Annotated in this window: 15 protein-coding genes; 12 read left to right on the forward strand and 3 right to left on the reverse strand. The window is 67.3% G+C overall.

The window, feature by feature from the left end; genetic code table 11:
- Positions 1-43: 43 nt before the first annotated feature.
- Positions 44-2,845, reverse strand: coding sequence for a ribonuclease E/G (locus tag C8D03_RS21640; protein WP_108049588.1), 2,802 nt, complete (start codon positions 2,843-2,845; stop codon positions 44-46).
- Positions 2,846-3,572: 727 nt separating this feature from the next.
- On the opposite strand from C8D03_RS21640, the gene C8D03_RS21645 reads away from it, so the two are divergent.
- The 6 genes from C8D03_RS21645 to C8D03_RS21670 all read left to right on the forward strand — a co-directional run bounded on the left by C8D03_RS21645 (position 3,573) and on the right by C8D03_RS21670 (position 11,357).
- Positions 3,573-4,793, forward strand: a complete 1,221-nt coding sequence (locus tag C8D03_RS21645) for an N-acetylmuramoyl-L-alanine amidase (protein WP_108049590.1) — start codon at positions 3,573-3,575, stop codon at positions 4,791-4,793.
- Positions 4,794-4,934: 141 nt separating this feature from the next.
- A complete protein-coding gene (locus tag C8D03_RS21650) occupies positions 4,935-7,382 on the forward strand; it encodes a penicillin-binding protein 1A (protein ID WP_108049592.1) in 2,448 nt (815 codons plus the stop codon).
- Between the two features lie 180 nt (positions 7,383-7,562).
- Positions 7,563-8,691 (forward strand): peptide chain release factor 2 gene (gene prfB / locus C8D03_RS21655; RefSeq protein WP_108049594.1). Its coding sequence is split into 2 segments (ribosomal slippage): positions 7,563-7,631 and positions 7,633-8,691, totalling 1,128 coding nucleotides; the frame shifts between segments, so codons are not numbered across the junction.
- Between the two features lie 209 nt (positions 8,692-8,900).
- Positions 8,901-9,431, forward strand: coding sequence for a CDP-alcohol phosphatidyltransferase family protein (locus C8D03_RS21660; protein WP_108049596.1), 531 nt, complete (start codon positions 8,901-8,903; stop codon positions 9,429-9,431).
- A 113-nt stretch (positions 9,432-9,544) separates the two neighbouring features.
- Positions 9,545-10,654 (forward strand): AI-2E family transporter, encoded by a 1,110-nt coding sequence (locus C8D03_RS21665; RefSeq protein ID WP_108049598.1) that lies wholly within the window; start codon positions 9,545-9,547, stop codon positions 10,652-10,654.
- Entirely contained in the window at positions 10,647-11,357 is a 711-nt protein-coding gene (locus tag C8D03_RS21670; protein WP_108051878.1) for a P-loop NTPase family protein, read from the forward strand. Before C8D03_RS21665 ends, C8D03_RS21670 begins: the two co-directional genes overlap by 8 nt.
- A 6-nt stretch (positions 11,358-11,363) precedes the next feature.
- Here C8D03_RS21670 and C8D03_RS21675 read toward each other — a convergent pair whose 3' ends face one another.
- Entirely contained in the window at positions 11,364-12,614 is a 1,251-nt protein-coding gene (locus tag C8D03_RS21675) for an acyl-CoA desaturase (RefSeq protein ID WP_248308566.1), read from the reverse strand.
- Positions 12,615-12,885: 271 nt separating this feature from the next.
- On the opposite strand from C8D03_RS21675, the gene C8D03_RS21680 reads away from it, so the two are divergent.
- On the forward strand, positions 12,886-15,081 hold the full coding sequence (locus C8D03_RS21680; protein WP_108049602.1) for an RNA degradosome polyphosphate kinase: 2,196 nt from the start codon (positions 12,886-12,888) through the stop codon (positions 15,079-15,081).
- Entirely contained in the window at positions 15,017-16,594 is a 1,578-nt protein-coding gene (ppx, locus tag C8D03_RS21685) for an exopolyphosphatase (protein WP_282568604.1), read from the forward strand. The genes C8D03_RS21680 and ppx overlap by 65 nt, the downstream gene beginning before the upstream one ends.
- 50 nt (positions 16,595-16,644) lie before the next feature.
- Here the strand turns inward: ppx and rnd are convergent, their stop codons facing one another.
- Positions 16,645-17,784, reverse strand: a complete 1,140-nt coding sequence (gene rnd, locus C8D03_RS21690) for a ribonuclease D (protein WP_108049604.1) — start codon at positions 17,782-17,784, stop codon at positions 16,645-16,647.
- Between the two features lie 156 nt (positions 17,785-17,940).
- On the opposite strand from rnd, the gene aspS reads away from it, so the two are divergent.
- Genes aspS through C8D03_RS21710 form a run of 4 tightly spaced genes read left to right on the forward strand, consistent with a single transcriptional unit; the run spans position 17,941 to position 21,345 of the window.
- Positions 17,941-19,719, forward strand: a complete 1,779-nt coding sequence (gene aspS, locus C8D03_RS21695; protein ID WP_108051880.1) for an aspartate--tRNA ligase — start codon at positions 17,941-17,943, stop codon at positions 19,717-19,719.
- Positions 19,720-19,724: 5 nt separating this feature from the next.
- Positions 19,725-20,096, forward strand: coding sequence for a hypothetical protein (locus tag C8D03_RS21700; RefSeq protein WP_108049606.1), 372 nt, complete (start codon positions 19,725-19,727; stop codon positions 20,094-20,096).
- Positions 20,097-20,117: 21 nt separating this feature from the next.
- Positions 20,118-20,417: a hypothetical protein gene (locus C8D03_RS21705; protein ID WP_108049608.1), complete on the forward strand. Its 300-nt coding sequence runs from the start codon at positions 20,118-20,120 to the stop codon at positions 20,415-20,417.
- Positions 20,418-20,460: 43 nt separating this feature from the next.
- A complete protein-coding gene (locus tag C8D03_RS21710) occupies positions 20,461-21,345 on the forward strand; it encodes a glycosyltransferase family 2 protein (RefSeq protein ID WP_108049610.1) in 885 nt (294 codons plus the stop codon).
- Positions 21,346-21,349 lie beyond the last annotated feature (4 nt).

Below are 21,349 nucleotides of genomic sequence, written 5' to 3' on the forward strand. Positions count from 1 at the left end.
AAGAAAAAGGCCGCTGCGGTTTTCCGCAGCGGCCTTTTGTTCGTCAGCCTCGTCCGGCCAGCTTGTTCCACCAGCCGCCACGCTTGGGGCGGTCCGGGTCGGGCGGGGTCAGCACGACTGCGACCGGCTCCTCGACCACACGCGGTGCCGGAGCGGGCTCGGGAGCGACTTCCGGGGCCGCGGCTTCCGGGGCCACAGCTTCGACCGGCGCAGGGGCAGGGGCAGGAGATTTGGGCTCCGGCGCGGCGGCGACGGGCTCGGAGGCTTCGCCGCCTTCCGTGATCGGGACGACCTTCTTGCGCGAACGGCTGCGCTTGGGCTTCTCGGTCTCGGCGGGAGCCGCTTCGGCCGGGGTCGCTTCGGCTTCGGGCGCAGGGGCGGAGACCGTCTCGGCGACAGCTTCCAACGGTTCCGCCGGGGTTGCCTCGTCGGCGACCTTGGGCTTGCGGCCGCCACGGCGAGCACGCTTGGGCTTCTCCTCGGCGGCCGCTTCGGGCGCTTCGGCTGCGACCGGCGCGGCCTGCTCGGGTTCGGCTGCGATCACGGCGCCGTCGCTCGAAGCATCGCTGCCCTGCTCGTCGCCGTCCTCATCGCCGTCTTCGTCACCGTCCGCATCGTCGCTGCCGCCGTCGAGACGGACGCCATTGGCGTCACGCTCGCCGCCACGCCGCCGCCGGCGACGGCGACGGCGCTTGCGCCCGCCTTCGCCGCGGGCCTCGCCCTCGGGTCTGGCCTCGCGCGGATCGTCCTCGGCCGTTTCGACCTCGACAGGACCATTCTCGGCATCGAGCGCCTCGGCTTCGGCGGCTGCGTCGAGAGCCTCGTCGTCGACATCGGAGATCACGGCCTCGGCCTTGATGCCGCTGGGAACGATCCGGCCCTCATTACCGACGAACTCGCCGCGCTCGACCTCGAAATAGCGGGTGCCGAGCAGGGTGGCGTCGACCGTGACGCTGATGGCGATGGCAAAGCGCGCCTCGAGATCGGCGAGATGGGCGCGCTTCTGGTTGAGCACATAGAGCGCGACCTCCGGACGGGTCCGGACGGTGAGGTTGTGCGAGGCGCTCTTGATCAGCGTCTCCTCCAGCGCGCGCAGGATCTGCAGCGCGACCGAAGAGGAGGAGCGCATCATGCCGGCGCCGGCGCAATGCGGGCAGGGCACGGAGGAGCTCTCAAGAACGCCGGTGCGGATGCGCTGGCGCGACATCTCGAGCAGGCCGAAGGCCGAGATCCGGCCGACCTGGATGCGGGCGCGGTCGTCCTTGAGGCAGTCCTTCAACTTCTTCTCGACGGCGCGGTTGTTGCGGTTCTCCTCCATGTCGATGAAATCGATCACGATGAGGCCGGCAAGGTCGCGCAGGCGGAGCTGGCGGGAGATTTCCTCCGCCGCTTCGAGATTGGTCTTGAGGGCGGTGTCCTCGATATTGTGCTCGCGGGTCGAGCGCCCCGAGTTGATGTCGATCGCGACCAGCGCCTCGGTCTGGTTGATCACGATGTAGCCGCCGGATTTCAGCGTGACGGTGTTGGAGAACATCGCGTCGAGCTGGCTCTCGATGCCGAAGGAGGCAAAGAGCGGCGTCTGCTCGCGATAGGCCTTCACGCTCTTGGCATGGCTCGGCATGAGCATGCGCATGAAGTCCTTGGCCTCGCGATAGGCCTCGTCGCCGGCGACGTGAACCTCGTCGATGTCCTTGTTGTAGAGGTCGCGGATCGAGCGCTTGACGAGGTTGCCCTCCTCATAGACCAGCGCCGGGGCGACGGAGGCCAGCGTCAGCTCGCGCACGCTCTCCCACATCCGCATCAGGTATTCGTAATCGCGCTTGATCTCGACTTTCGTGCGGGACGCACCGGCAGTCCGCAGGATCAGGCCCATCCCCTCGGGAACCTCGAGCTCCTGGGCGATCTCCTTGAGGCGCTTGCGGTCCTCGGTGTTGGTGATCTTGCGCGAGATGCCGCCGCCCTTGCCGGTGTTGGGCATCAGCACCGAATAACGGCCGGCGAGCGAGAGATAGGTGGTCAGGGCCGCGCCCTTGTTGCCGCGCTCCTCCTTGACGACCTGGACCAGGATGATCTGGCGGCGCTTGATCACCTCCTGGATCTTGTACTGGCGGCGCGAGCTGCGCTGCGGGCGCTCGGGCATGTCGTCGAGGGCGTCGCCACCGCCGAGCTGCTCGGGCTCGTCCTGCTCGGCGTCGTCGCCGTTCTCGCCGGAATCATCGTCGTCCGAAGGCTTGCGGGCTTCCGCATCCTCGGTCTCGGCGGTTTCAGTCTCGTCGCCGCGGGTCTCGAAGGTCAGGGGCGCGGCGTTCTCCGCCACCTCTTCGCTTGCCGACTCGGCGACGGCCGGAGCGAATTCCTCGCCAAAGGCGGGAGCGCCCTCGTTGACCATCGCGGCTTCCTTGCCGTCGGTCTCGACCGCGCCATTCTCGTCGACCTCGGCGCTGACGGTCTCGTCGGCGGCGGCCTTCTTGGCGCGCCCGTCACGATCGCCACGGCGGCCGCGATCACGACGGCCGCGCTTCTCGCGCTTCTCCTCGTCGCGCTCGTCCTCACGCTCGGCACGGGCCTCGTCGGCAAGCAGAGCCTGACGGTCGGCGACCGGGATCTGGTAGTAGTCGGGGTGGATTTCGGAGAAGGCGAGGAAGCCGTGGCGGTTGCCGCCATACTCCACGAAGGCAGCCTGGAGCGAAGGCTCCACGCGCGTCACCTTGGCGAGATAGATGTTGCCGCGGAGCGGCTTGCGGCTTGCGGCCTCGAAGTCAAATTCCTCGATACGCGATCCGCGGACCACCACGACCCGGGTCTCTTCCGGGTGGGTGGCGTCGATAAGCATCTTGTTGGCCATATGAATTTTCCAAGGGCGCGGCCGCCAGCGATACCCGCCGGGCTGCGGACAACAATCCGCTGCCGCGGGCAGGGGCGCCGCGCATAGGCCGGCGGAAGCCGGCATGTTGCAGGAGCAAAAGCCGGCGCGAGCCGGCGTCTGGGACGGGGAAGTGTTCAATCGAGACAGAAAAGCGGCTCGGGAAATCCGGCTGGGCGAAAAGCCCGGCGCAGTCCCGCAGGTATTGACGATTCACCGATGATCTATGCGGCGTCGTATGCCCCGACATCTGTCCTGACCTGCGGCGCGCCTGCCCAAAAAAGACGAAGCACGCCGCGTTTGCACGCTCGCGAGACGTTGGCCTGATGCTGAAAAACACGGGCACCTGGCTCCGGCCGTCTGCGGACGATCCGTTGCAGTTGACCTCATGCCGCCGAACCCGGATGGGCCGGCCGGCCAGGCATGCCCCGGACGCCGACGGATCCTCGGATCCGGATGCGCACCATGGGCGGCCCTGTAAGGCAACCATCCCCATTACAGACAGGTGACAGTGATTTGCAAGTCACATCGCGCCGGGATCGACCTGCCCTTCGCGCCGGCCGGTTCACCGGCAGGTGCCGGCGTGGTAACCGACTGTTAGGATGTCGCGTCGCTATGGTTAAGCTTTGGTGACGACAGCTCGGGATTCATTGACCTGACGCCTCCCTCAATCCTTTTCCGGATCCGCCCGAGGCGTGCGGGGGCGTCCGTGCCGACATGGTTCGCCGCCTGCCTCTGGCTGGGGCTCGCGGGCGCCGCGGTCGCGCAGGGCAATGGCCGTCCGCAGAGCGAATTCCCGGTCGCGACCGATGCCAGGCTCGAGCAGTCGGGCGAGACGGTGCGGCTGACGATGGCGCTGTCGCGCCCGGTCGAGGTCGGTGCCTCGGTCCTGGCGGGGCCGGACAGGGTCGTCATCGACATGCCCTCGACCAATTTCCAGGTGCAGCCGGCCGCGGCGCGCAAGAGCGCAGGCGTCGTCAGCGCTTTCCGCTTCGGGCTGTTCACGGCGGACAGGGCCCGCATCATCATCGACCTGGCGCAGCCGGCTGTCGTGGTGAAAGCCGAATCGCGGCCGGTCCGTGGCGGCTTCGGCGAGCTCGTGATCGAACTGCGCCGCGCGACGCGGGCAGAGTTCCAGGCTGCCGTCGCGAAGACGCCGTCGCGCAATCCCGAGGCCACGGCTGCCATCCCCCCGCCGGCCAAGCCCGCGGGCGAGAGCCGCCAGACCATCGTCATAGATCCCGGCCATGGCGGCATCGACCCGGGCGCCGTCGTGGCGTCGATCGCCGAGAAGGCGGTCGTGCTCGCCTTCGGCGCCAAGCTCAAGAAGCAGCTCGAGGCGAGCGGACGCTACCGCGTGCTGATGACGCGCGACGACGACCGCTTCGTGCCGCTGGCCGAGCGCGTCGGCATCGCCAGGGCGGCCGGGGCCGATCTCTTCATCTCGATCCATGCCGATTCGTTGACGCAGGCGCAGGAGGTGCGCGGCGCGACGGTCTATACCGGTTCGGAGCGGGCGACCGACGCCGAGGCTGCGAGGCTTGCAGCGAAGGAAAACCAGGCCGACGCGGTGGCGGGGCTCGAGGCCAGCGAAGACATGCAAGATGTCGCCGGCATCCTTATGGACCTTGCCAAGCGCGAGACGCGAACTTTCTCGGCGGTGTTCGCACGCAACCTCGTCGAGAAGCTCGGCGGCTCGGTGAAGATGCACAAGGTGCCGCTGCGCTCGGCCGGATTTCGTGTGCTGAGCGCTCCCGACGTGCCTTCCGTGCTTATCGAGCTCGGCTACATGTCGAGCCCGAAGGATGCCGAACTGCTCAATTCGGCGGAATGGCGCGGCAAGGCCGTCGAGGCCGTCGCCACCGCCGTGGAGGGCTATTTCGGCGGCCCGCGCGCGCCTGTCGGCAAGGCGGCGGCGAACGGGCGCTGACGGCGCCTGCCGCGATGTCGCGCGCTGCGAAATGTGGTCTCAAGGCCACGGTTCCGCCATGTCCGTGATGCTATAGACGTGATTTGCGAAACGCTGCTTTCGGGAGTACCGGGGCGGTAACGGCAAGGGCCAGGGCCTGAGATGCGCTTTATCCTGCGAATGTTCGGATGGTTGTTCGCCGCCGGCGCGATCGTTTTCGTGATCGGCGCGATCGGCGCGGCCGGGTTCCTCTGGCACTACTCCAAGGACCTGCCGGATTCCGCGCAGCTGCGGAACTACGAGCCGCCGGTGATGACGCGCGTCCATGCCGGCGACGGCTCGCTGATCGCGGAATTCGCCCGCGAAAGGCGGCTTTATCTGCCGATTCAGGCCGTGCCGAAGCTGATCATCGACGCTTACCTCTCGGCCGAAGACAAGAACTTCTACAAGCATGTCGGCGTCGATCCGGAAGGGCTCGTGCGCGCGGCCATCACCAATTTCCGCAATCGTGCCGCCGGCCGCCGGCCGCAGGGCGCCTCGACCATCACCCAGCAGGTGGCGAAGAACTTCCTCGTCGGGTCCGAGCAGAACATCGAGCGCAAGATTCGTGAGGCGCTGGTCGCGCTGCGAATCGAGGCGACCTATTCCAAGGACAAAATCCTCGAGCTCTACCTGAACGAGATCTATCTCGGCGCCCCGGCGCCGGGGCAGGGCAGCTACGGCATCGCGGCGGCCGCGCTGAACTATTTCGGCAAGTCGGTGCATGAGCTGAACCTGCAGGAAGCCGCCTATCTGGCCGCGCTGCCGAAGGCGCCGACCGATCTACACCCGTTCCGCAACCGCGAGCGCGCGATCGAGCGGCGCAACTACGTCATCGACCGCATGGTCGAGAACGGCTTCGTCGCGCGTGCTGCCGGCGATGCGGCCAAGAGCCAGCCGCTCGGCGTCAATCCGCGCACGGTCTCGCCGAACAACATCGCAGCCGGCTACTTCGCCGAGGAGATCCGGCGCGAGCTGCAGGACCGCTATGGCGAGAAGAAGCTGCTCGAAGGCGGGCTTTCGGTGCGCGCCACCGTCGATCCCAAGATGCAGTTGATGGCGCGCAAGGCTCTGGTCGACGGGCTGGTGCGTTTCGACGAGGCGCGCGGCTGGCGCGGCGCGATCCAGAAGCTCGAACTCTCGGCCCGCGACTGGGGTCTGGCGATCGGCGAGCTGCCGGTGCTCGGCGATGTCGCGCCCTGGCGACTGGCCGTGGTGCTCGACGTGGCGGGCGACACGGCTCGTCTCGGCCTGCATCCGCTGCGCGAGACCTCCGGCCACCTGAAGAGCGACCGCGAAACGGTCGCGCTGGGCGCCGAGGGCATCAAGTGGACGCGTCGCGCGCGCGTTTCGCAGGCCGTTTCGGTCGGCGACGTCGTTTATGTCGAGCCCATGGACAACCGTCCGGGGCAGGTCCGGCTGCGGCAACTGCCCGAGGTCAACGGCGCGATCACCGTGATGGACCCGTTCTCCGGCCGTGTGCTCGCCATGGTCGGCGGCTTCAGCCACGATCAGTCGGAGTTCAACCGGGCGACGCAGGCGCTGCGCCAGCCGGGATCGTCCTTCAAGCCCTTCGTCTACGCCACGGCGCTCGACAACGGCTACACGCCGTCCAGCATCATCCTCGATGCCCCGATCGAGATCGATCAGGGAGGCGGGCTCGGCATGTGGCGGCCCGACAACTACGACGGCAAGTCGACCGGGCCGCGCACGCTGCGCTACGGCATCCAGTTCTCGAAGAACCTGATGACGGTGCGCCTCGCCAAGGATGTCGGCATGCCGCTGATCGCGGAGTATGCGCGCCGCTTCGGCGTTTATGACGACATGCTGCCGGTGCTCTCGATGTCGCTTGGCGCGGGCGAGACGACGGTCATGCGCATGACGGCCGGCTATTCGATGCTGGTCAATGGCGGCCGGAAGATCCGGCCGACGCTGATCGACCGTATCCAGGACCGCTGGGGCTCGACCATCTTCCGTCACGACCAGCGCATCTGCGAAGGCTGCAATGCCGAGAAATGGGCCGACCAGCGCGAGCCGCGCCTGATCGACAATCGCGATCAGGTGCTCGACCCGCTGACCGCCTACCAGATGGTCTCGATCATGGAAGGCGTGGTCAATGCCGGCACCGCGACCGTGGTCAAGTCGGTCGGCAAGCCGCTCGCCGGCAAGACAGGCACGACCAACGACGCCAAGGACGTCTGGTTCGTCGGATTCTCGCCCGATCTAGCGGTCGGCGTCTATATGGGCTTCGACAAGCCGAAGTCGCTCGGCACCTCGGCGACGGCCGGCCAGTATGCCGCGCCGATCTTCCGCGACTTCATGATGGCGGCGCTGAAGGACAAGCCGGCGACCCCGTTCCGCGTGCCGGCAGGCATCAAGCTGATCCGGGTCGACCCCAAGACCGGCATGCGCTCGGGCGGCGAGGGCGGCATCCTCGAAGCCTTCAAGCCGGGCACGGCACCGCCGGACAGCTATTCGGTGATCGGCGTGGCGGGCGACGGCACGACGCCGTTCAGCGTCGCGCCGGGCGGCGGTCGTGGCGTCGGCTCCGGAACGGGCGGACTGTACTGACGGTTTCGTCCGTTTTGGTCGGGCTCGCCGCGACCAGGTGCGTCCTCGCCGATCCCATGCGGTGTTCAAGACAGGAATGCTCGCCCCAAGGCGAGCATGACGGGTGACGGCGCCGGCCGGTTTACAGCCGGGCTGTTCGCCCCTATCCCAGCCTCTCGTATTTTGACCAAGGCTCTTCGCATGCGCCCAGAAATCCAGACCCAGCTCGACAACGCCAAGCAGTCGATCGGACTGCTGAGGAGGCATCTTTGACTGGGATGTCGCGCAACGCCGCCTCGCGGAACTGAACGCCCTCTCCGAAGGCCCCGATTTCTGGAACGATGCCGACGCCGCGCAGAAGCTGATGCGCGAGCGGACCTCGCTCGAGGACCAGATCGAGGGCATCACCAAGCTCGAACGCGATCTCGAAGACGCGCTGACCTTCATCGAACTCGGCGAGATGGAGGATGACGCTGCCTCGATCAGCGAGGGCGAGGCGGGTATCAAGGCGGTGGAGGTCGAGGCGGCACGCCGGCAGGTCGAGACTCTGCTCTCGGGCGAAGCCGACATGCTCGACACCTATCTCGAAATCCACCCCGGCGCTGGCGGCACCGAAAGCCAGGACTGGGCCGAGATGCTGCTGCGCATGTATCGGCGCTGGGGCGAACGGCGGAAGTTCAAGGTCGAGACGCTGGAATACCAGGACGGCGACACGGCGGGCATCAAGTCGGCGACGCTGCAGTTCAAGGGCCATAACGCCTATGGCTGGCTGAAGACGGAGAGCGGCGTGCATCGGCTGGTGCGGATTTCGCCGTTCGATTCGAATGCCAGGAGACAGACGTCGTTCGCGTCGGTCTGGGTCTATCCGGTGGTCGACGACCGCATCGTCATCGACATCAACGAATCGGATTGCCGGATCGACACCTATCGCGCGCAGGGCGCGGGCGGGCAGCATATCAACACGACCGATTCGGCCGTGCGCATCACTCACATCCCGTCGGGGATCGCGGTGTCGTGCCAGCAGGAGCGCTCGCAGCACAAGAACAAGGCCAAGGCCTGGGACATGCTGCGCGCGCGCCTCTACGAGGTCGAGCTGAAGAAGCGCGAGGACAAGGCGAATGCCGAGCAGGCCTCCAAGACCGATATCGGCTGGGGCCACCAGATCCGCTCCTATGTGCTGCAGCCCTATCAGCTGGTGAAGGACTTGCGGACCGGCGTCAGCTCGACGGCGCCCTCCGAGGTGCTCGACGGCGCGCTCGACCCGTTCATGGAAGCCTCGCTGGCCCAGCGGGTCTATGGCACCGAAGTCGAGGTCGAGGACATCGACTGACGCGGCGTCGTCAGGCACGTCATGCTTGGGCTCGGCCCGAGCATCTCGCGACACGAAGGCTCCTGCCTGAAACGGGCGCCTCCCTCGGCAAGAGATTCCCGGGTCTGCGCTTCGCTGGGCCCGGTAATGACGCGCCCGGGTGCATCCGGGTTTCCGCTTTCCGGCCCGATGGTCTAGCGTCGCGCTCCGCCCGTCGCGAAGCCGCCCGCATGACGCTGCCCAACCTGATCACCATCGGCCGGCTGTTCCTGGTGCCGCTCGTGATCGTCATGATCCTGAACGGGCGCTGGCAGGCGGCCTTCATCATCTTCGTGGTCGCCGGGGTTTCTGACGCCGTGGACGGTGTGCTCGCCAAGCGTTTCGGCATGGCGAGCGAGCTCGGCGCCTATCTCGACCCGATCGCCGACAAGGCGCTGATCGTCTCGATCTATCTCACCCTGGCGATCTCCGGGGCGATCCCGTCCTGGCTCGTCATCCTCGTGGTGTCGCGCGACGTGATGATCGTCTCGGCCGTGATCCTGTCCTGGGTGATGGGCAAGCCGCTGGCGATGGCGCCCTTCGTCGTCAGCAAGCTGAACACGGGCGCGCAGCTCATCTTCGCCGCGCTGCTGCTGGCCTCGCGCGCCTTCGGGGTCGATCCGGGCCAGGCCGTGGCGGTCGGCCAGCTTCTGGTGGCGGTGTTGACGGTCGCTTCGATGACGGCCTATCTGGCCTTCTGGCTGCGCCACATGGCGGCGTGACCTCATGCGCAGGCCGCTGACGTCGCCGGGCAAGACGATTCGCCGGTTGGACAAATCAACGCCTGCCCCTATCTGAATGACCGCGCGCCGCCGGATCCGCGAAAGGCCAGAACATGACCCTGCAACGCCAAATCGGCTTCTGGCTGCTCTCGCTCGTCGTCTTCGTGCTGTTTCTCGTGGTGCTGCGCGACGTGCTGCTGCCGTTCATCGCGGCGCTGGCGCTGGCTTATCTACTCGACCCGCTCGCCGACCGCCTCGCAAAGCTCGGGATGAGCCGGCTGACCGCGACGATCGCGATCCTCTTCGTCTTTCTGCTGATGTTCGTGATGGCGCTCGTGCTGCTGGCGCCGCTGCTCGGCCAGCAGCTCGCCGGGCTGATCGCGCGTCTGCCGGCCGATGCGGCCAAGCTGCAGGCGCTGGTGCTGGAGCAGGGCGGTCCCTGGCTCGAACGTTTCGGCGGTGCCAAGCTGACCGAGGAGGCGCAGAACTCGCTCGGCGAACTCGTCGGCCAGGCGACGAAATGGGTCGGCAGCGTCTTGCAGTCGCTCTGGACCGGCGGCACCGCCATCATCGGCGTGTTTTCGCTGCTGGTGCTGACGCCGGTCATCGCCTTCTACCTGCTGGTCGACTGGGACCGGATGTGCGCCACGGTCGATAGCTGGCTGCCGCTCGATCATCGCGAGACGATTCGCGGGCTGCTGCACGAGATGGATGTTGCGATCGCGGGCTTCCTGCGCGGGCAGGCGCTGGTCTGCCTGCTGCTCGGCATCTTCTATGCGGTGGGCCTGAGCCTGCTCGGCGTCAATTTCGGCGCGCTGATCGGCATCATCTCGGGCTTCCTGTCGTTCATTCCCTATGTCGGGTCGCTGACGGGGCTCGTGCTCTCGGTCGGCGTCGCGATCGTGCAGTTCTGGCCGGACTGGACCTGGCCGCTGGCGACGCTCGCGGTGTTCTTCGCCGGGCAGTTCCTCGAGGGCAACATCTTCCAGCCGAAATTCGTCGGCGATTCGATCGGTGTGCACCCGGTCTGGCTGATGTTCGCGCTGCTCGCCTTCGGCTCGCTGTTCGGCTTCGTCGGGCTGCTGCTGGCGGTGCCGCTGGCGGCCGTCATCGGCGTGCTCTGCCGCTTCGCGCTCAGGCAGTACCTCGCCAGCAACATCTATCATGGCGGCGACGCCACGCGCGCGGCGGAGGCGCGGGCGCGTATCGATGCCGATGGCTGAGCCCCCGGCGCGTCCGCGCCAGCTCGCCTTCGACCTGCCGGTCGACAGCCGCTACGGCGTCGAGGACTTCCTGGTCGGCCCGTCGAACGAGGCGGCCTATGGCCTCGTCGAGGCCTGGCCGGCCTGGCCGGACGCCTGGCTGCGGCTCGTCGGGCCGGAGGGCGCCGGAAAGACCCATCTCGCCGCGATCTGGGCCAAGGTGGCCCATGCCTGGACGGTACCGGCGGCCGAGGTGGTCGAGGGCAACGTGCCGCATCTGGTCTCGGGCGGTGCGCTGGTCGTCGAGGATTGCGACCGGGGACTGCGCGACGAGGCGGCGCTGTTCCATCTGATGAACGCGATCAAGGCGCGCGGCGGCCATCTGCTGCTGACCGCGCGCGAGGCGCCGGACCTCTGGGGGCTGCGCGTGCCGGACCTGCTGTCGCGGCTGCGGCTTGCGCCGCATGCCACGATCGATCCGCCGGACGATGCATTGCTGCGGGCGGTTCTGGTCAAGCTCTTCATCGACCGGCAGCTCATCGTCGACACCGGCACCATCGAGATGCTGGCGCTGCGGATGGAGCGCTCCTTTGCCGCTGCACGGGCGCTGGTCGACGCGCTCGACCGGCTCTCGCTGGAGCGCGGGCGCCGCGTGACGCGGGCGCTGGCGAGCGAGGCGCTGGCGGGCCTGTCCGTACAGGCCGGGCTCTCGGCGGAGGAGTAGGCCCGCTCAGCGCGGGCCGGGCGAAGCCTCGACCGGCAGCGCCACCAGGCGGGCATGCATCGCCTCGACCAGAAGCTCGTGGGCACGCGCTGCGATCGCGTCGAGCGAAGGCGTCTTCACGAACATCGCGGCGGCCTTCTCGCTCAACTGCTCGCGGCTGGGCAGGACCGGCAGATGCCAGCTCGATGCATCCCAATGCGCCAGCACGTCATGGGCCTGCTGCTGAAGCGCGGCCAGCCCGTCGCTGGCGCGGTTCTGGAGTTCGGCCAGCGCCGCGCGCAGCTCGGCTGCGGTCAGGGTCGGCAGGTGGAGCTCCGGCAGCGAGGGCGTGGCGGCATAGGCCTCGCGGAAGGCCGCCACCACCCGGTCGAGCGGGACGGAAGCCGCGAGCCGCTCGGCCGAGCGCTCGATGACGCGCGGCGGCAGGGCCTGCGAGCGTTCGATCACGGCCTGCGGCGGCTGCTTCAGGTCCCAGACGAGGCGGAGCTTCGAAAGCCCGACGATGATGTAGTAGGTCGGGTCGATCTGCCACCAGCGGAAGCCCTGGCGGACGCTGTACTGATAGGCGTGGTGGTTGTTGTGCCAGCCTTCGCCCATGGTGATGATCGCCAGCCACCAGTTGTTGCGGCTCTCGTCGCCGGTGACATAGTCCTTGTCGCCATGCACATGGGCGAGCGAGTTGATGCAGAACGTCGCGTGGTAGACCGCGACCGTCGACCAGAAGAAGCCGACGAACAGGCCGGCCCAGCCATCGATCGCAAAGCAGATCAAGGCGAGCAGGATCGCAGGCGCGATCTCGAAGCGATGCAGCCAGCGCAGCTCCGGGAATTTCGTCAGGTCCTGGATGCTCGAATCGTCGAAGACATGATGGTCGCGGCTGAAGATCCAGCCGACATGGGAATAGGCGAAGGAGTTCTGCACTGGCGAATGCACGTCATGCTCGGTGTCGGAATAGCGGTGGTGATGGCGGTGCTTCGAAGCCCACCAGAACACGCTCTTCTGCGCTGTCGACTGCGCCAGCACGGCGAGCAGGAACTGGCCGAGCCGGCTGGTCTTGTAGGTGCGATGCGAGAAATAGCGGTGATAGCCGCCGGTCACCGCGAACATGCGCAGCCAGTACAGGCCGATGGCGAGCCAGACGGAGCTTGCGGTCACGCCGCTCCAGATGGCGCCGAAACAGGCGATATGCGCGAGAACGAAGGGGATCGCGGACGGATAGACGATGTCGCCTTCGTCATGGTGGGGCGTGCTGCTCAAGACGGCCTCTGTCGGATCGGGATGGCGGCCATTGCAGCCGCCGGGGAGGGCTCTCCCGCTACGCATACGAAACAGGACCGCAGCAGCCCGTGCAAGGGGACCGCTCGACGCAGGCAAGCGACCGCCAAGGCGTATGGTGGCAAATGATTCGGCCGCAAATGACATGGCCGCAAATGGTCTCGCGTGTCATCGAAACGTCACGCTAGGATGGCTCAAGACCGGCGAGGAGACCAATGTGGCGAAAGCAGCGACCGTAACAAGAGCCAAGGGCATGAACACGAAACCCGGCGTCATCGAAGCCTCGGAAGCCGTTCCCGCCGCCGAGGCCGCCTCGCTGCGGGATTCGCCGGCGCGCTTCATGAATCGCGAGCTGTCCTGGCTGCAGTTCAACCGCCGCGTGATGGAGGAGGCCTCCAACCGCCATCATCCGCTGCTGGAGCAGCTGCGCTTCCTGTCGATTTCGGCGGCCAATCTCGACGAGTTCTTCATGGTGCGCGTCTCGGGCTTGCGCGAACAGCTCAAGGCCGGCGTCGTCACGCCTAGCCAGGACGGGCTGACCCCGGCTGAGCAGCTCGTCAAGCTCGGCAAGGCGGTCGCGGCGCTGACCGACGACCAGCAGGCGCGCTGGGTCGAGCTCAAGCGCGACCTGCACGAAAACCGCATCCATCTGCTTGGCCCCGGAGACATCGGTCCGCAGGAGCGGGTCTGGCTCGAGGATTATTTCCTCAACTACATCTTCCCGGTGCTGACGCCGCTGGCGATCGACCCGGCGCATCCGTTTCCGTTCATCCCCAATCTCGGCTTCACGCTTGCGCTGGCGCTGGAGCGGGTGAGCGACGGCCGCCAGCTCGATGCGCTGATCCGCGTGCCGATCAAGATGGACCGCTTCATCGAGCTGCCGGACCTGGCGCGCGAGGGGCTGCGCCGCTTCATCACGCTCGAGGATGCGGTCTCGCTGTTCATCGGCAAGCTATTCCCGGGCTACGACGTCAAGGGCACCGGCTCCTTCCGCGTCATCCGCGACACCGATCTCGACATCGAGGAGGAGGCGGAGGATCTGGTGCGCGTCTTCGAGACGATGTTGAAGCTGCGTCGGCTCGGCGTCGTCATCCGCCTCGAGATCAGCCGGGGCATGCCGCCCCATCTGCGCAAGCTGATCGTGCGCGAGCTCAAGGTGGACGAGGACGAGGTCGTCGCCATCGACGGCATGATCGGCCTCAGCGAACTCGCCCAGCTCGTCGGGGTCGACCGGCCTGACCTCAAGTTCAAGCCCTACAACGCCCGCTTCCCCGAGCGCATCCGCGAGCATGGCGGCGATTGTTTCGCCGCGATCCGCCAGAAGGACCTGCTCGTCCACCACCCCTATGAGAGCTTCGACGTCGTCGTGCAGTTCCTGCAGCAGGCGGCACGCGACCCCAACGTCGTCGCGATCAAGCAGACGCTCTACCGCACCTCCTCGAACTCGCCGATCGTCAAGGCGCTGACGGAGGCGGCCGAGGCCGGCAAGTCGGTGACGGCGCTGGTCGAGCTCAAGGCGCGGTTCGACGAGGAAGCCAATATCCGCTGGGCCAAGGAGATGGAGCGCGCCGGCGTCCAGGTGGTCTACGGCTTCATCGAGCTGAAGACCCACGCCAAGCTCTCGCTGGTGGTGCGGCGGGAAGCCGGGCAGCTCGTCAGCTACTGCCATATCGCGACCGGCAACTACCATCCGATCACGGCGCGCATCTATACCGACGTCTCGTTCTTCACCGCCGATCCGGTGATGTCGCAGGATGTCGCGCGCGTCTTCAACTTCATCACCGGCTATGCCGAACCGGCCGAGCTGGAGAAGATGTCGGTCTCGCCGGTGGGGCTCAAGCAGCGCCTGCTAGACGACATCGCCGAGGAGGTCGCGAATGTGAAGGCCGGCCGCAAGGGCGCGATCTGGGGCAAGTGCAATTCGCTGGTCGATCCCGAGATCATCGACGCGCTCTATGATGCGAGCCAGGCCGGCGTCGAGATCGATTTCGTGGTGCGCGGCATCTGCTGCCTGCGTCCGGGCATTCCGGGGCTGTCGGAGAACATCCGGGTCAAATCGATCATCGGCCGCTTCCTGGAGCATACGCGGGTCTATGCCTTCGGCGCCGGACATGGCATGCCTTCGCCCAAGGCCAAGCTCTACATCTCCTCGGCCGATCTGATGCCGCGCAACCTCGACCGGCGCGTCGAGGCGCTGACGCCGATCCTGAACCCCACCGTCCACCAGCAACTGCTCGAGCAGATCATGCTCGCGAACTTCCTCGACAATGAACAGAGCTGGACGATCTTGCCCGATGGCGGCTCCCGACGCATTGTCCCGGCGCCGAACGAAGAGTCGTTCAACGCCCATAAGTACTTCATGACGAACCCGAGTCTGTCAGGACGTGGAAAATCTCTCTCCAATTCCAGCCCCCGCTCCCTTTCGCGTCGAGGCGGACGCAAGGGCTGAGGTCCTGAACGCGCCCGGCCGTCTCGGGCTCGGCGCCGGCACGCTGGCGATCGTCGACATCGGTTCGAACTCGGTGCGTCTCGTCGTCTACGAGATGGTGGCGCGTGCGCCCGCCCAGGTCTTCAACGAGAAGGAGATGGCGGGCCTCGGCCGCCAGGTCGCGACGACCGGGCAGCTTGCCAAGGACGCGATGGAGAAGGCGATCGCGGCGCTGGTGCGCTTTCGCATCCTGTGCGAGGCCATGCATGTCGGTGAAATCCGCGTCATCGCCACCGCTGCCGCGCGCTATGCCAGCAACGGGCCTGAGTTCATCGCGCGCGCCGAGGAGGCGATCGGCCAGCCGATCGAGCTGATCTCGGGCGACCGCGAGGCGGTTCTGTCGGGGCTCGGCGTGGTCTCGGGCTTCGACAACCCGGACGGCGTCGTCGGCGATCTCGGTGGCGGCAGTCTTGAGCTGATCTCGATCGCGCGCGGCGGGGTCGGGCAGGGGGCGAGCGTCCCGCTCGGCGGCCTCGCCTTGCTGGACCGCTCGAAGAACTCGCTCAGGCTGGCCGAGAAGATCGTCAAGGACGAGCTCGACAGGCTGCCCCAGATCGCCGCCATGAAGGGGCGCGACTTCTATGCCGTCGGCGGCACCTGGCGGGCGCTCGCGACGCTGCACCAGCACCAGGTGCACTACCCGCTCAACGTCATGCACGGCTATACGCTATCGGCGCGCGATGTCGCCGATTTCGTCAAGCTGGTGGAGAAGGCCGATCTGACGGGGCTCGACTCGATCGATTCCGTCTCCTCGGCGCGGCGTCCGCTGCTGGCCTATGGCGCGCTCGTCCTCGACGAACTGATCAAGCGCGGCAAGCCGCGCGCCGTGATCATCTCGGCGCAGGGCGTGCGCGAGGGGTTGCTGCACGAGCAGCTTGCTCCGGAGGAACGGGCGGCAGACCCGCTGCTGCGCGCGGCGCGCGACTACAACCATCTGCGGGCGCGCGATCCGCGCCACGCCGCCGAGCTGATCGCCTGGAGCCGCGCCATCCTCGAGACGGCGGGTCTCCCAGAGGACGAGCCGTCAGCGCGGCTGACCGAATCGGTCTGCTTGCTCTCCGACATCGGCTGGCGCGCCCATCCCGATTATCGCGGCGAGCAGAGCATGAACGTGATCGCGCATGCCTATTTCACCGGGATCGACCATGTCGGGCGCGCTTTTCTCGCACTGGCGATCTTCCACCGCTATGCGGGACTGAAATCGACGTCGCCGACGGCCCTGGCGCTGCGCGCGCTGCTGCCACAGCCCATCCTGGAGCGGGCCCTGCTGCTGGCAGCGATCTTCCGAGTCGCCTATCTGCTCTCTGCCGGCATGGCCGGGCTGCTGCCGCGTATGCCGGCGACCTGCGTCGACGGCCGGCTCATCCTGCGTTTTCCCGACGATCTGCGCGCGCTGGCAAGCGACCGCGTGATTGGCCGGCTGAAGCAGCTCGCCAAGCTGCTCGGGCGCGAGGTCGAGATCACACGAGCCTGAGGCGAGCGTCCAGGAAACGGGGCCGGTTCTTCCGAGACCCTGCGCGAAACCTAGCCCACCACGACGCGGCCGCGCACGACACGCAGGCCTAGCGTGCCGCTTTTCAGCGCCAGCGCCTTGTCGCCGAAGACGCTGCGCCGCCAGCCTTGCAGGGCCGGCACGTCGGCCTCGTCGTCGGAGGCGATCGCCTCGAGATCGTCGGCGGAGGCGATGATCTTCGGCGCGACACGCTCGGCTTCTGCCACAGCCTTGAGCAGGACCTTGAGCAGGTCGAGCACGGCGCCGTTGCCGCCGCGGCCGCGTTCCCGCTCGAGCCGGGGCAGGGTCTTGGGATCGAGCGCCAGGCCGCGCTCGATCGCCGCCAGCACCTCGCCGCCGGAGCGCGAACGCTCGAAACCGTTGGGCACCGAGCGCAATTCCGCCAGCGCCTCGACCGAGCGCGGCGCACGCTGGACGATGTCCATCAGCGCGTCGTCCTTGAGCACGCGCTGGCGCGGCACGTCACGGTGCTGCGCCTCGCGTTCGCGCCAGGCCGCCAGTTCGATCAGGGCGGCGAGTTCCTTCGGCTTGCGAATGCGGCCCTTGAGGCGCAGCCAGGCGTTCTCGGGCTTGACCTCGTAGGTGCCGGGCGAATTCAACACCGCCATCTCCTCCGCGACCCAGCTCTCGCGACCGCTCTGTTCGAGATCGGCCTTGAGGGCGAGATAGATGTCGCGCAGATGGGTGACGTCGGCCTCGGCATAGACGAGCTGAGCGTCGTTGAGCGGCCGGCGCGACCAGTCGGTGAAGCGCGACGACTTGTCGATGCGAGCCTTGGCGAGGTCGTTGGCGAGCTGTTCGTAGCCGACCGAGTCGCCATAGCCGCAGACCATGGCTGCAACCTGCGTGTCGAACAGCGGCGTCGGCAGCACCCGGCCGAGCATCCAGACGATTTCCAGATCCTGCCGCGCGGCATGGAAGACCTTGACCACCGCTTCATCGACCATGAGGCCGAAAAACGGTGCGAGGTCGAGATCGGGCGCCAGCGGATCGACCAGCACGGCCTCGTCGGGCGAGGCGAGCTGGATCAGGCAGAGCTTCGGATAATAGGTCGTCTCCCGCAGGAATTCGGTGTCGACCGTGACGAAGGGGTGCAGGGCCAGCCGCGCGCAGGCGTCGGCGAGGTCGGCGGTGGTGGTGATGAGGTTCATAGGCCCGGCTCATAGCAGACGGAGCAGCGCCATGTCGCGGGCGTTCTTGACAATCTGCTCCCCTGCGTGTGCTTACCCGGAAAACCGCCCGCGCGATCATGCCCGCGTGCGCGCCATCGCGGCCGAATGAATTCCGAAAAGAGCAGTTCCGTGACCCTGCATCGCTACCGTTCCCACACCTGCGGCGCCCTTCGCGACAGCGACATCGGCTCGCAGGCCCGCCTCTCGGGCTGGTGCCATCGCATCCGCGACCATGGCGGCCTGCTCTTCATCGACCTGCGCGACCATTACGGCATGACGCAGGTCGTGATCGATCCGGATTCGCCGGCCTTCGCCATGGCAGAGACGCTGCGCTCGGAATGGGTCGTGCGCATCGACGGCAAGGTCAAGGCGCGCCTCGCCGGCACCGAGAACGCCAATCTGCCGACCGGTGCGGTCGAGGTTTTCGCGACTGCCATCGAAGTCCTGGGCGCGGCGGGCGAGCTGCCGCTGCCGGTGTTCGGCGATCTCGAATATCCGGAAGATACCCGGCTGAAATATCGCTTCCTCGATCTGCGGCGTGAGAAGCTGCACAACAACATCATGCTGCGCACCAAGGTCATCGACTCCATGCGCACGCGCATGAAGGCCTCGGGCTTCTCCGAATTCCAGACGCCGATCCTGACCGCTTCCTCGCCGGAAGGCGCGCGCGACTTCCTGGTGCCGAGCCGGCTGCATCCCGGTAAATTCTACGCGCTGCCGCAGGCGCCGCAGCAGTACAAGCAGCTGATGATGATGGCGGGCTTCGACCGCTATTTCCAGATCGCGCCCTGCTTCCGCGACGAGGACCCGCGCGCCGACCGGCTGCCGGGCGAGTTCTACCAGCTCGATGTCGAGATGAGCTTCGTCGAGCAGGAGGATGTCTTCGCGACGATGGAGCCGGTGATCGGCGGCATCTTCGAGGAATTCGGCAACGGCAAATCCGTCACCAGGAACTGGCCGCGCATTCCCTATGCCGAGGCGATCGCGAAATACGGCTCCGACAAGCCGGACCTGCGCAACCCGCTGGTGATGCAGGACGTCTCGGAGCAGTTCCGCGGTTCGGGCTTCAAGGTCTTCGCCCGGATCCTCGAGGACGAGAAGAACCGCGTCTGGGCCATTCCCGGTCCGAAGGGCGGCAGCCGCGCCTTCTGCGACCGAATGAACTCCTGGGCGCAGGGCGAGGGCCAGCCCGGGCTGGGCTATCTGATGGTGAAGGAAGACGGCGAAGGGCAGGGGCCGATCGCCAACAATATCGGGCCTGAGCGCGTCGCCGCGATCATCGCACAGATGGGGCTGAAGCCGGGCGATGCCTGCTTCTTCGCCGCCGGCAACCCGGACAAATTCTACAAATTCGCAGGCAGCGCCCGCAACAAGGTCGGCCAGGAACTCGGGTTGATCGACGAGAACGCCTTCGCCTTCGCCTGGATCGTCGATTTCCCGATGTTCGAGTACAATGAGGACGAGAAGAAGGTCGATTTCTCGCACAACCCCTTCTCGATGCCGCAGGGCGGGCTGAAGGCGCTGACCGAGGAAGACCCGCTCTCGCTCAAGGCGTTCCAGTACGACATCGCCTGCAACGGCTTCGAGCTCGCCTCCGGCGGCATCCGCAACCACAAGCCGGAAGCGATGGTGAAAGCCTTCGAGATCGCCGGCTACGGCGAGGAGACCGTCATCGAGCGTTTTGGCGGGATGTATCGTGCCTTCCAGTATGGCGCGCCGCCGCATGGCGGCATGGCGGCCGGTGTCGACCGCATCATCATGCTGCTGGCGGGTGCGACCAACCTGCGCGAGGTCGCGCTGTTCCCGATGAACCAGCAGGCCGTCGATCTTCTGATGGGCGCGCCGGCCGAAGCCTCCCCGAAGCAGCTTCGCGAGGCGCATCTGCGCATCAACGTGCCCGAGAAGAACGGCTGATCCAAATGTCCGTCGTCTCCGTCGCGCGGCCCTTCGCGCTCGCCTGCCTCGTGGCTGCGCCGCTCGCCGCCTGCGTCTCCGGCCCGGCCAATCCGAGCGCGGGGCGTGCTTCCGAGCTCGCGACGCTGGTCTCGCGCTCGGTCGCCTGCCGGGCGGGCGCGCCGCGCGCCAGCACGCTGGAGCGCTTCCTCGCCTCGGAGCGCGAGCGCGGTGCCACGCCGGAGCAGCTTGCGAGCGCGCGCTCGACCTATCTCACGGTCTCCGAGGCCGAGACGATCAATCAGGGGGTCAAGCCTGAGGCTTGCGACCGCGAGGAGCGCGCGGCGGTCAAGGAAAAGATGGCGCGGGTCCGCGCCGGCGATTTCAGCGCGTTCTGATTTCCGACCGCTGCCGCTGCGATGCCCGTCCTGAAACGCTGTCTGGCCCTGTCCGTACTGCTCGGCCTCGCCGCCTGCACCACGGCCGGGCCGGTGCCGGGAACCCCCGAATTCGCGGCGGCGCAGGTTTCGCGCGCCTATGATTGCGGCGTGCGGGTCGATCGCGGGCGGGTGATGGCCAGGCTTCCGCGCGAGGAGCGGCAGCGCTTCATGACGGCCAATGCCAGCTTCGCGGTGAAATCCTACAAGGCGCCACGCTCCTGCGACGCCTCCGAGCGCAGCAGCGTCCAGCGAGACGTCGCAGTTCTGGGCCGGCGCTGAATTTCGCTTGCGTCGGGTGAGCCATCGCGGTCACAAGGCGCCGATGCCCGCCGCCAGCCCGATCACCGCCATCGTCGTCGCCTATGACAGTGCCGAGGTGCTGCCGGCCTGTCTCTCGGCGCTGGCAGGCGAGGGCGTGCCGGCGATTGTCGTCGACAATGCCAGCGGCGATGCGAGCGCTACGCTGGCTCGCGGCCTTGGCGCGACCGTCATTGCGAATGCGCACAACGAGGGCTATGGCCGCGCCAACAACCGGGGCGCAGCGTCTTGCGCCACGCCTTACGTGCTGATCGTCAACCCGGATGTCGAGATCAGGCCGGGTGCGGCCGAGGCGCTGCTGGCCGCTGCCGAGCGCTATCCCGACGCCGGGATGCTGGCGCCGCGCATCGTCGAGCCCTCCGGCCGCGTCTTCCTGCAGCCGCGCTCGCTGCTCTCGCCGCCGCATCTCAATCGTTCCGGAGCGATCGCGGTGCCGACGGGCGATGCCTGCCTGCCCTTCCTGTCGGGCGCCTGTCTGCTGGTCCGGCGCGAGCTGTTACTGTCGCTCGGCGGTTTTGATCCCGCGATCTTTCTGTTCTACGAGGATGACGATCTGTGCCGGCGGATGCGCGACGCGGGGCATGCGCTGGTGCATGTGCATGAGGCGGAGGCCGGGCATGGTCGTGGCCGCTCCACCGCTCCGTCGCCGGGGCGCCGCTTCAAGGCGCGCTGGCATCTCGCCTGGTCGGAGGGATATGTCGCCGGCAAATACGGGCTGCCGCGGCCGGCCGTCGCGAAGATCCTCGAAAATCTCGCCAAGGCAGCGGGTTACGGGCTGCTGCTGAAGAGCGAGAAGATGTTCGCCCATGCCGGTTCAGCAGCGGGCGCGCTGGCCTGGCGTCGCGGCCGGACGGCTATGGCCCGCGAGGGGCTGGAGGCGCTTTCGTGACGGG

This window comes from Bosea sp. 124 (genome assembly GCF_003046175.1).
Lineage (GTDB): Bacteria > Pseudomonadota > Alphaproteobacteria > Rhizobiales > Beijerinckiaceae > Allobosea.

Bases quoted from the DNA above. Each gene is read 5' to 3' on its own strand.
- C8D03_RS21640 (WP_108049588.1), bottom strand. From the start codon at position 2,845: ATGGCCAACAAGATGCTTATCGACGCCACCCACCCGGAAGAGACCCGG.
- C8D03_RS21650 (WP_108049592.1), top strand. From the start codon at position 4,935: ATGCGCTTTATCCTGCGAATGTTCGGATGGTTGTTCGCCGCCGGCGCG.
- C8D03_RS21660 (WP_108049596.1), top strand. From the start codon at position 8,901: ATGACGCTGCCCAACCTGATCACCATCGGCCGGCTGTTCCTGGTGCCG.
- C8D03_RS21665 (WP_108049598.1), top strand. From the start codon at position 9,545: ATGACCCTGCAACGCCAAATCGGCTTCTGGCTGCTCTCGCTCGTCGTC.
- C8D03_RS21670 (WP_108051878.1), top strand. From the start codon at position 10,647: ATGGCTGAGCCCCCGGCGCGTCCGCGCCAGCTCGCCTTCGACCTGCCG.
- C8D03_RS21680 (WP_108049602.1), top strand. From the start codon at position 12,886: ATGAACACGAAACCCGGCGTCATCGAAGCCTCGGAAGCCGTTCCCGCC.
- rnd (WP_108049604.1), bottom strand. From the start codon at position 17,784: ATGAACCTCATCACCACCACCGCCGACCTCGCCGACGCCTGCGCGCGG.
- C8D03_RS21700 (WP_108049606.1), top strand. From the start codon at position 19,725: ATGTCCGTCGTCTCCGTCGCGCGGCCCTTCGCGCTCGCCTGCCTCGTG.
- C8D03_RS21705 (WP_108049608.1), top strand. From the start codon at position 20,118: ATGCCCGTCCTGAAACGCTGTCTGGCCCTGTCCGTACTGCTCGGCCTC.
- C8D03_RS21710 (WP_108049610.1), top strand. From the start codon at position 20,461: ATGCCCGCCGCCAGCCCGATCACCGCCATCGTCGTCGCCTATGACAGT.